The 10,116-nt window shown below is 75.2% G+C and carries 7 protein-coding genes; 6 read left to right on the forward strand and 1 reads right to left on the reverse strand.

Features of this window, described 5'->3' with window-relative positions; translation table 11 throughout:
- Positions 1-3: 3 nt before the first annotated feature.
- From ACGFZP_RS11310 to ACGFZP_RS11335, 6 genes are all read left to right on the forward strand, one after another.
- Positions 4-483, forward strand: a complete 480-nt coding sequence (locus ACGFZP_RS11310) for a type II toxin-antitoxin system RatA family toxin (protein ID WP_387949781.1) — start codon at positions 4-6, stop codon at positions 481-483.
- Positions 480-1,007: a flavin reductase family protein gene (locus tag ACGFZP_RS11315; protein WP_387949780.1), complete on the forward strand. Its 528-nt coding sequence runs from the start codon at positions 480-482 to the stop codon at positions 1,005-1,007. The genes ACGFZP_RS11310 and ACGFZP_RS11315 overlap by 4 nt, the downstream gene beginning before the upstream one ends.
- Positions 1,004-2,254 (forward strand): NAD(P)/FAD-dependent oxidoreductase, encoded by a 1,251-nt coding sequence (locus ACGFZP_RS11320; RefSeq protein WP_392930985.1) that lies wholly within the window; start codon positions 1,004-1,006, stop codon positions 2,252-2,254. The genes ACGFZP_RS11315 and ACGFZP_RS11320 overlap by 4 nt, the downstream gene beginning before the upstream one ends.
- A 129-nt stretch (positions 2,255-2,383) precedes the next feature.
- Positions 2,384-3,208 (forward strand): MBL fold metallo-hydrolase, encoded by an 825-nt coding sequence (locus tag ACGFZP_RS11325; protein WP_392930987.1) that lies wholly within the window; start codon positions 2,384-2,386, stop codon positions 3,206-3,208.
- Positions 3,201-4,769 (forward strand): DHA2 family efflux MFS transporter permease subunit, encoded by a 1,569-nt coding sequence (locus ACGFZP_RS11330; protein ID WP_392930989.1) that lies wholly within the window; start codon positions 3,201-3,203, stop codon positions 4,767-4,769. Before ACGFZP_RS11325 ends, ACGFZP_RS11330 begins: the two co-directional genes overlap by 8 nt.
- A 193-nt stretch (positions 4,770-4,962) precedes the next feature.
- Positions 4,963-6,045 (forward strand): transposase domain-containing protein, encoded by a 1,083-nt coding sequence (locus ACGFZP_RS11335; protein ID WP_392930990.1) that lies wholly within the window; start codon positions 4,963-4,965, stop codon positions 6,043-6,045.
- Between the two features lie 69 nt (positions 6,046-6,114).
- On the opposite strand, the gene ACGFZP_RS11340 is transcribed toward ACGFZP_RS11335, so the two are convergent.
- Positions 6,115-10,116 (reverse strand): beta-ketoacyl synthase N-terminal-like domain-containing protein (locus tag ACGFZP_RS11340; RefSeq protein WP_392930992.1); only part of this gene is annotated, 4,002 nt, incomplete at its 5' end.

Raw genomic sequence — 10,116 nt, forward strand, 5'->3', positions numbered from 1 at the left:
ACCATGCCCAGCGTGAGCATCCACATCCTCGCCCCGGCCATCTCGCCCGCCGAGGCCTACCGCCGGATCAGCGACTTCGGCCGCTACCCGGAGCTGACCGAGACGGTCGAGAACGTCGTCGTCCAGGAGCCCTCCGCCGACGGCTCGGTGCTGTCGGAGTGGACGGTGCACTTCCGCAACGGCCTGCTCAAGTGGTCCGAGCGGGACACCTTCCACCCGGAGGAGCTCGCCATCTCCTTCGAGCAGGTCAAGGGCGACTTCGCGGAGTTCCGCGGCGACTGGAAGGTCGAGGCCGACGGCGAGGGCACCCTGGTGCGCTTCCTCGCCGAGTTCGACCTGGGCATCCCGACCCTGGCCGCGATCCTCGACCCGGTCGCCGAGACCGCCCTGCGCGGCAACATCCTGAAGATCGTCGACGGTCTGCTCGGCGAGGCCCAGGAGATCGTCGTGGACACCGAGACCGCCGGCTCCGCGAAGTCGTGAGGCTCGCCTACGCCGGCGCCCCCGACCGGAGCCCCGAGGCCTGTCTGGGCCTCTACCGGCGGCTCGCCGCCGGGGTGACCCTGGTGACCACCTGCGGTCCGGACGGTGAGCCGCTCGGCCTCACCGCCTCGGCCGTCACCACGGTGTCGCTGGATCCGCCGATGATGCTGGCCTGCCTGTCCGCCGGATCCGGAACGCTCGCCGCGCTCCGGACCCGGCGGGCCTTCGCCATCCACCTGCTGCGCGCCGACCAGGCCGGGCTGGCCACGGTCTTCGCCGGCGCCGGCGGGCCGGGCAAGTTCGCCGGGGTGGAGTTCCAGTGGGAGCTGGGCATCCCCGTCCTGCGCGGCACGCTCGGCTGGGTGGCCTGCACGCTCGCCGACGAGCGGGTCTACGGCGACCACAGCGTGGTGGTGGGCAACGTGGTGTCCGTCCGCGGCGACGGGGACGGCACGGCCGAGGGGGAGCCGTTGATCTGGCACGACCGGAGGTTCCGGGAGCTGGCACCCGAGGGGGACCGTTGACCGCCCCCTCGACCGCACCGCCGGCCGCCGCCCCGCCGTGGCGGCCGGCGGAGCTGCGGGCCGCCGACCCCGTCCAGGGGCGGGTCACCGCGGACGTGGCGATCGTCGGCGCCGGGCTCACCGGCCTGGCCACCGCCTACCGCCTGGTCCGCCGGGACCCTTCGCTGGACATCGTGGTCCTCGACGCCACCGGGCCGGCGGCCGGCGCCAGCGGGCGCGGCACCGGACTGGTCGGCCCGCGGATCGGCCCGGCCATCGACAAGGCGCGCAAGCGCTTCGGCGACGAGACCGCCCGCGCCTGCTACCTGGCCAGCGAGGACTGGGTCCGCCAGACCGTCGACCTGGCCGGGGAGCTCGGCGCCGACTGCGGGCTCACCGTCGGCGGCCAGCTGATCGTCGCCAACTCCGACCGGGCCGCCGCCACGCTGGCCCGGCAGGCCGAGGCCTACCGCCAACTCGACCTGGACGTCGCACCCGTGGCCAGCCCCGGGCGGTACCGCGCCGCGCTGCGCCACCCCGTCGCGGCCACCCTCGACCCGGCCGCGCTGACCACCGCGCTCGCCGCCGAGCTGGACCGGCTCGGCGTGCGCCGCTTCGACCGCAGCCCCGTCCTACGGCTGGGCGGCGGCGAACTCACCTGCCCGGCCGGGACGGTACGGGCCGGCCGCACCGTCATCGCCGTCAACGGCTTCACCCGCTCGCTGGGCCTGCCGGTCGGCACCGTCGCGCCGCTCCAACTGCACGCCCTCGCCACCGCGCCGCTGTCCGCCGAGGCCCGGGCGCAGCTCGGCCCCGACGCCGTCATCGACGTGACCACGCTCGCCCCCTACTACCGGCTCACCCCCGACGGGCGGCTGGTGATGGGCGGCGGCCCGGTGAACATCCCGCCGACCACCAGACCCGACGAGCACCGGCGGGCCTGGGACTGGCTCGCCCGCCGGCTGCCCGTCCCCGCGGAGATCACCCACCGCTGGACCGGGCAGGTCGGGATGACCGGCGACGACCTGCCGGTGGTCGGGCGGATCGACGACCGCACCTGGTTCGCCGGCGGCTGCTGCGGCCACGGCCTGGCGCTCGCCACGGCCACCGGCGGCCACCTCGCCGAGGCGCTCACCGGCGACGCGCCGCCCCCGCTGCCCTGGCACCGCTCCAAGGCGCCGTGGCTGCCGGTGGGCGGTCCGGCCGGGCCGCTGCTCCAGGGCTACCTGCGCCTGCTGGCCCGCCGTGCCGCCCGGGACGGCGGATGACCCGCCGGACCTGACGCATCATCAGAACACCCCGCCCCGGCGGCGGAGGGTTTCCCGGGCCGACGTCCTGGGCAATCGGCAGTCCCGTAGCGGCATCCGCCCGTAGCGGTATGAGCGAGAGGAAGAGAAATGCTCGTCCGGCACCTCAACTTCGGCACCTATCGGCCGCCTTCGCGGCGGCTGGTCAACGGCGAGGGAGGCCTCTTCCAGGCGGCTCACATGCTCTGCCACTGCCTGCTGCTGGAGACCGACCAGGGCCTCGTCCTGGTCGACAGCGGCTTCGGCACCCGGGACATCGCCGACCCGGTCGGCCGGCTCGGCCGGGCCTTCATGCTGCGCTCCCGGCCGGTGCTGAAGCCCGAGGAGGCCGCCGTCAACCAGCTGAAGGCGCTCGGCTACGACCCGCGGGACGTCCGGCACATCGTGCTCACCCACCTCGACCGGGACCACACCGGCGGGCTGGCGGACTTCCCCGACGCCCAGGTGCACGCCTACGGGCCCGAGTACCGGGCGGCCATGAACCCGCCCACCAAGCTGGAGCGCAACCGGTACCGGCAGAGCCAGTGGGCCCACAACCCGAAGTGGGTCACCCACGAACTCGCCGACGGGGAGAAGTGGTTCGGCTTCGAGTCGGTCCGCGAGATCCCCGGCCTGCCGCCCGAGATCCTGCTGATCCCGCTCGCCGGGCACACCCGCGGCCACGTCGGGGTGGCGGTCGACACCGGCAGCGGCTGGCTGCTGCACGCCGGCGACGCCTACATGTTCCACGGCGAGATCGCCGACCAGCCCTGGTGCACGCCCGGCCTGAACGCCTTCCAGAAGAAGGTCGAGACCGTCCCGGACCGGCTGCCCAACGTCGCCCGGCTGCGCGAACTGCGCCGCAGCGGCGAGGCCGAGGTGTTCAGCGCCCACGACCTGACCGAGTTCCGGGAGTGGCGGAAGCGCGATGCCTGAGGCCGCCGTCGCCGGGAAGGAGCGCGGCGGCGTCAGCCCGCTGCTGCTCGTCGCCCTGTTCAGCGGGCTGTTCCTGGTCTTCCTGGACACCACAGTGGTCAACGTCGCCCTGCCCGACCTGCGGGACAAGCTCGGCGCCGACGTCAGCGGACTGCAGTGGGTGGTCGACTCCTACCTGCTCACCTTCTCCTGCCTGCTGCTCGGCGCGGGCGCCCTCGCCGACCGGATCGGCGCCAAGCGGCTCTTCGTCGGGGCGCTCGCGGGCTTCACCCTCACCTCCGCCTGGTGCGCCCTCTCCGGCTCGGTCGGGATGCTGCTGATCGCCCGCGCCGCCCAGGGCGTGACCGGCGCGGCGCTGATGCCGGTCTCCATGGTGATCATCACCCAGCTCTACCCCGACCCGACCGCGCGCGGGCGGATGGTCGGCATCCAGTCCGCGGTGGCGGGCCTGGCCCTCACCGCAGGGCCGCTGGTCGGCGGCGTGCTGGTCGAGCAGTACGGCTGGCAGAGCGTGTTCTGGGTGAACATCCCGGTCGGCGTGCTCGCCGTCGCGGTGCTCGCCAAGCTGCTGCCGCAGACCCGCCCCGACAACCGGCAGGCCGTCGACGTGCTCGGGCAGCTGCTGTTCGTCGCCGGGGTCGGACTGCTCACCTACGCCCTGATCGAGGGCAACTCGGCCGGCTGGGGCTCCGGCCGGATCGTCGGCTGCTTCGTCGGCGCGGGCCTGGCGCTGGTCGGCTTCGTGGTCTGGGAGGCCCGGCAGCGCCAGCCGATGCTGCCGCTGTCCTTCTTCCGGCACCCGCACGTCAGCGCCGGCGCGATCATCAACTTCACCGTCTTCGGGGCCATGTTCGGCGCCGTCTTCCTGCTGATGCTCACCCTGCAGGAGGTCGACGGGCTCAGCCCGGTCCAGGCCGGCCTGCGGACCGTAGTGATGACCGCCATGGTCACCGTCGCCTCGATCGTCGGCGTGGTCGTCTCCGAGCGGGTCGGCGTCCGGCTGACCGCGCTGGTCGGCGCGCTCGCCATGGGCGGCGGTCTCCTGGGCCTGCGCATGCTGCACTACCAGGACGGCTTCGGCAGCTACTGGTGGCAGTTCCTGCTGCTCGGCCTCGGCGCCGGCCTGGCCGGACCGCCGGTCACCTCCGCGCTGCTCCAGGCCGTCCCGGAGGAACGGGCCGGCACCGGCTCCGGCGTCGGCTACACCGCGCGGCAGGTCGGCTCGGTGTTCGGCGTGGCCGTCTCCGGCACGCTCGTCTCGCACCACCTCTCCACCTCGGCGGGCACCGCGCTGGCCGGCCTGCCGCTGCCCCCGGAGGCCGTCGACCGGATCGCCGCCGGGGACTTCTCCGACGCCGGCAAGCTGCCCGAGCAGATCAAGCCGCTGGTGATGGGCAAGGTCGGTACCGCGTTCCTGGACGGCACCCACATCGCCTACACCGCGGGGGCGGGCGCCTGCGCGGTCGCCGCGGTCGCCGCCGTCCTGCTGCTCGGCGCCCGCAGGCGGTCCGGCGAGAGGACGGCCGAGGCCGCCGCCACACCCGTCGCGGACCACGTCTGACGGCCGCCGACCCGCGAGGCCACCCCTGGGCCTGTCCGGCCTGACCCGCCGGACAGGCCCTTGTCCTTGGGCGCCCGGGAAACGCGCCCGCCCCCTTCCGTGCCGCACCCCGGCGGCTCCTTCCCCCCAACCCCGGTCCGCGCCGTGCCCTGCGGCGCCACCGGACGAACCCCCTACTGGAGTGAAACGTCGCATGTCCAGGACGGACGAGACCAGTGAGGGCAGCCTGACCGATGACATCTCGATCGGCGTGCTGGCGAAGATGTTCCCCGAGGCCATGGTGGACGCCGCGATAGACCAGGCCGGCGCCCGGGAGACGAGAGCCCGGGTCCTGCCCGCGAAGCTGATGGTCTACCTGTCGATGGCGCTCTGGCTCGAACCCCGGATGGGCTACGAGCGGACCCTGCACCGACTGCTGCGCGGACTGCGCTGGGCCCGGCCCGGCTGGAGCGGCTACCGCGTCCCCACCGACGGCGCGATCTCGCTCGCCCGGTACCGGCTGGGCGAGGCGCCGCTGCGCAACCTCTTCGACCAGACCGCCGGCCGGGTCGCCACCGGGTGGCCCGAGGACCCGTGCGCGCTCTGGCGCGGCCTGCGGCTGGTCGCGCTGGAGGAGACCGCCTTCGACCTGCCGCCCACCGCGACCGGCCCCGCCCCGGGCCGCTCGGCCCGCCCGGGCGCACCGCGCTCCCGGGCCGGGCTGGCGGTGCTGGCCGAGTCCGGCACCCTGGGCCTGCTCGGTGCGGCCCTGGAGACGCCGGACGACGCCACACATCCGTCGCTCCCGGTGCGCCCGCTCGCGGAACGCCTCTACGGCCGGCTCTCGCCCGGCATGCTGCTGACCGCAGGCCGCCCGCTCGCCACGCCGGCGCCGTTCCTGGCCGCCGCCGCGACCGGCGCCCAGCTGCTTTGGCGGGCCGACCCCGCGCTGGCGCTGCCGGTCCTCGGGCCGCTGCCGGGCGGCGGCCACCGGTCCGAGCTGTCCGGGCCCGGCGGCACCGTCCCCGTCCGGGTGCTGCAGGACGGCCCGGACGTCCTGGTCAGCACGCTGCTCGACCCGCTCACCGCCCCCGCCGACGAACTCGTCCGGTGCTTCTGCGAACGGTGGACCATGGACGCGCTGTTCGCGGTGGTCGGCTCGGACCCGCGCCACCCCGGGGTGCCGCTGCGCTCGCGCAGCCCGGAGGGCGTCCGCCAGGAGTTCTGGGCGCTGCTCTGCCTCTACCAGGCGCTGCGCACGCTGACCACGGACCACAGCCGCCGGGTGTGCGCCTGACACCCCGCGCCGGAAACGGCGGTGCCCCCGTCCGATCGCGATGATCGGACGGGGGCACCGCCGTTTCGGTCAGCCCCGGTCGCCGGCCGACCCGGCCATGGCGTCGAGCAGCCCGGTGGCCAGGTAGGCGGCGAGTGCGGCGGGCGTCGGGCGGTCGTAGATCAGGCCCATCGGCACGTCCACCCCGGTCGCCTCGGTCAGGCGCTTGCCCAGGTCGATGACGGACAGCGAGGAGAAGCCCATCGCCAGGAAGTTCTGCTCCGCTTCGGGCTCCTCCCCGGCGGGGCTCCCCAGCACCTCGGCGCACTCCCGCAGGACGGCCTCCAGTACGGCGGACTCCCGCTCGGCGGGCGGCAGTTCGGCGATCCGGTCGAGCAGATCCGACCGGTCCACGGTGGCGCCCCGGCGTCGGCCGGCCCGCTCCTGCCGCTCCCGCCGCCGCCACTGGGCCAGCGCCGGAAGCAGCTCGGCCAGCACGTCGCCGCGGGTCGCCGCGCCGTCCGTGGAGCCGTCCGTGGAGCCGGAGTCCAGCCCGAGGAGCAGGCTCAGCTGCTCGACGTCCTGCTCCTCGACGGCCGCCCAGAACCGGCCCTCCGGCGAGTTCGCCGAGACCCGGCCGGTGTCCTCGCTGTCGAGCCAGTAGCGCCGCCGCTGGAACGCGTACGTCGGCAGGTCCACCCGGGTGCGCGGCCCGGCCGAGCCGAGCAGCGGCGCCCAGTCGACCTCCACGCCCCGGACCTGGAGCCCGGCGACGGCCGCCGGCAGCGAGGAGGCCTCGCTCCGGCCGCGCCGCACGGCCGCCAGGGCGACCGCCGGGGCCCGGACCCCGGCGCCGGCCTGCGACTCCTCGGCCAGCGGGGCCAGGACCGCGTCCGGGCCGAGCTCGACGAAGGTGCGCACGCCCTGCTCCCGCAGCGTCTGCACGCCGTCCCCGAACCGCACCGTCGCGCGGAGCTGGCGCACCCAGTACTCCGGGTCGGTGAGCTCCCCGGGCGCGGCGAGCGCCCCGGTCAGGGCGGACACCACGGCGAGCTGCGGCTCCCGGTAGGCCAGCTCGCGGGCGACCTTCTCGTAGTCCGCCAGCACCGGCTCCACCAGGGCCGACTGGAGGGCCTGGGCGGAGCGCAGCCGGCGCACCTTGCGGGTGCGGCCGCGCCACCAGCGCTCCACCGCCGTGACGTCCGGGACCGGCCCGGAGACCACCACGGAGGCCGGCCCGTCGACCGCCGCCACGCTCACCTTGGCGGAGAGGCCCGAGGACGCCAGGTGCTCCGACACCTCGGCGAACGAGGCGGTGACGGCGAGCATCGCCCCGCCGGACGGCAGTTCCTGGAGCAGCCGGCCGCGGGCGGCGACCAGCCTGGCCGCGTCGTCGAGCGAGAGGACGCCGGCGACGTGCGCGGCGGTCAGCTCGCCCAGCGAGTGCCCGAGGACGAAGTCCGGGCGGGCGCCGAAGGACTCCAGCAGCCGGAACAGCGCGACCTCGAAGGCGAACAGCGCGGGCTGGGCGACGGCGGGCCGGTCGGCGCCGGCCGCGTCGAGCAGCAACTCGTTGCCCGAGGTGCCGAGTTCGGCGGCCAGTGCCGCCCGGGCGGCGTCGAAGGCGGTGGCGAAGGCGGGGAAGGACTCGTACAGCTCCCGGCCCATCCGGGCCCGCTGCGCGCCCTCGCCGGTGAACAGCACCGCCCACGGGCCGGTGGCCACCCGGCCGGTGACGGCGCCGGGGGCGGTGCCGCCCTGGGCCACCACGCCCAGTGCGGTGAGGAGTTCGGCGCGGGTCCCGCCGAGGACCACCGCGCGGTGGTCGAAGCGGGTGCGGTCGCCGAGCAGGGCGGCCGCGATGTCGCGGTCGTCCGCCTCGGGCCGGGCGAGCAGGGCGGTGCGCAGTCGGGCGGCCTGGCCGCGCAGCGCCTCCGGGGTGGTGGCGGAGAGTACCCAGGGCAGCGGGCCGCCGGGTTGGGCGGTCTGCTCGGCGGTCTCCTCGGCGGCGCCCTGCTCGGCCTCGGGCTGCTCGATGATGACGTGGGCGTTGGTGCCGCTGATCCCGAAGGCGGAGATGCCGGCCCGGCGCGGGCGGCCGGTCTCCGGCCACGCACGGGCCTCGGTCAGCAGCTCCACGGTGCCCGGGGACCAGTCGACCAGGCCGGACGGCTCGTCGATGTGCAGGGTCCTCGGCAGCACGCCGTGGCGGATCGCCATCACCATCTTGATCACGCCCGCGACGCCGGCAGCGGTCTGGGCATGGCCGATGTTGGACTTCAACGAGCCGAGCTGGAGCGGCCGTTCGCGCTCCTGGCCGTAGGTGGCGAGGATCGCGTTGGCCTCGATCGGGTCGCCCAGCGAGGTGCCGGTGCCGTGCGCCTCGACGGCGTCCACCTCGGTCGGGGTGAGGCCGGCCCGGTCGAGGGCCTGGCGGATCACCCGCTCCTGGGCGGGGCCGTTGGGGGCGGTCAGGCCGTTGCTGGCGCCGTCCTGGTTGATCGCGGTACCGCGGATCACCGCGAGGACCGGGTGGCCGTTGCGGCGGGCGTCCGAGAGCCGTTCGAGCAGCAGCAGTCCGGCGCCCTCCGACATCGTCATCCCGTTCGCGGCGGCCGAGAACGGCTTGCTCCGGCCGTCCGGGGCGAGGCCGTGCAGCCGACTGAACTCGGTGAACGCGCTCGGGGTGGCCATCACGCTGACACCGCCGGCCAGGGCGAGCGTGCACTCGCCCGCCCGCAGCGCCTGGGTGGCCATGTGCAGGGTCACCAGCGAGGAGGAGCAGGCCGTGTCGACGGTGACCGCCGGGCCCTCCAGACCGAGCGTGTAGGAGACCCGGCCGGAGGCCACGGCGCCGGTGCCGTTGATGCCGATCTGGCCCTCGAACTCCTCGGGGCTGTGGTGGACGAACCGGCCGGAGTAGTCCTGGTACATCACGCCCGCGTACACGCCGGTGTGGCTGCCGCGCATGGTTGTCGGGTCGATGCCGGCGCGCTCGAAGGCCTCCCAGGAGGTCTCCAGCAGCAGGCGCTGCTGCGGGTCCAGGGCGACGGCCTCGCGGGGGGCGATGCCGAAGAACGCCGGGTCGAACTCGGCGGCGTCGTAGATGAAGCCGCCCTCCTTGGCGTAGCTCGTCCCGGGGTGGTCCGGGTCCGGGTGGTAGAGGTTCTCCAGATCCCAGCCGCGGTCCGTCGGGAAGCCGGAGACGGCGTCCCGCTCGTTCGTCAGCAGCTCCCAGAGCTCCTCGGGGGAGGCGACCCCGCCGGGGAACCGGCAGCCGATGCCGATGATCGCGACCGGGTCGTCGGCGGCGGCGGCCCTGGTCGGCGCGGCCTGCACGGCCTCCTGCTGCTCGAAGAGCCGGCGCTCGACCAGCTCGGCGATGGCGAGCGGGGAGGGGTGGTCGAAGACCAGGGTGGTGGAGAGGGCGAGCCCGGTGGCCTTGTTGAGGCGGTTGCGCAGCTCGACGGCGGTCAGCGAGTCGAACCCGAGCTCCTTGAAGGGCCGCTGGGGGTTGATCGCGCTGGTGTCGGAGTGCCCGAGGACGGTGGCGACCTGGGCGGAGACCAGGTCGAGCAGGGCCTGGGTGCGGTCGCGTCCGGTGAGGGCGGTCAGCCGCCGGACCAGGCCGCCGTCCGCACCGCCGGCCCGGCGGGCGGGCACCCGGACCAGGCTGCGCAGGACGGCCGGCAGGTCGCCGCCCGCCGCGTTCGCCCGCAGGGCGGGCAGGTCCAGGAGGACCGGGACGAGCACGGGCTCGTCCGTGCTGCGCAGCGCCGCGTCGAAGAGGCCGAGGCCCTGGGCCTCGGTGATCGCGGCCACGCCGCCCCGGCTGAGGCGGGTGAGGTCGGCCTCGGTGAGCTCGCCGGTCATGCTGCTGCTCTGGGCCCAGAGGCCCCAGGCGAGGGAGTGGGCGGGCAGGCCGGTTGCCTGTCGGTGGGCGGCGAGGGTGTCGAGGAAGGTGTTGGCGGCCGCGTAGTTGGCCTGACCCGGGCCACCGAGGACGCCGGCGAGGGAGGAGTAGAGGACGAACGCCTTGAGGGGGAGTTCGCGGGTGAGTTCGTGGAGGTTCCAGGCGGCGTCGACCTTGGG

Source organism: Kitasatospora sp. NPDC048239 (genome assembly GCF_043202015.1).
Lineage (GTDB): Bacteria > Actinomycetota > Actinomycetes > Streptomycetales > Streptomycetaceae > Kitasatospora.

Bases quoted from the DNA above. Each gene is read 5' to 3' on its own strand.
- ACGFZP_RS11325 (WP_392930987.1), top strand. From the start codon at position 2,384: ATGCTCGTCCGGCACCTCAACTTCGGCACCTATCGGCCGCCTTCGCGG.
- ACGFZP_RS11335 (WP_392930990.1), top strand. From the start codon at position 4,963: ATGTCCAGGACGGACGAGACCAGTGAGGGCAGCCTGACCGATGACATC.
- ACGFZP_RS11310 (WP_387949781.1), top strand. From the start codon at position 4: ATGCCCAGCGTGAGCATCCACATCCTCGCCCCGGCCATCTCGCCCGCC.
- ACGFZP_RS11330 (WP_392930989.1), top strand. From the start codon at position 3,201: ATGCCTGAGGCCGCCGTCGCCGGGAAGGAGCGCGGCGGCGTCAGCCCG.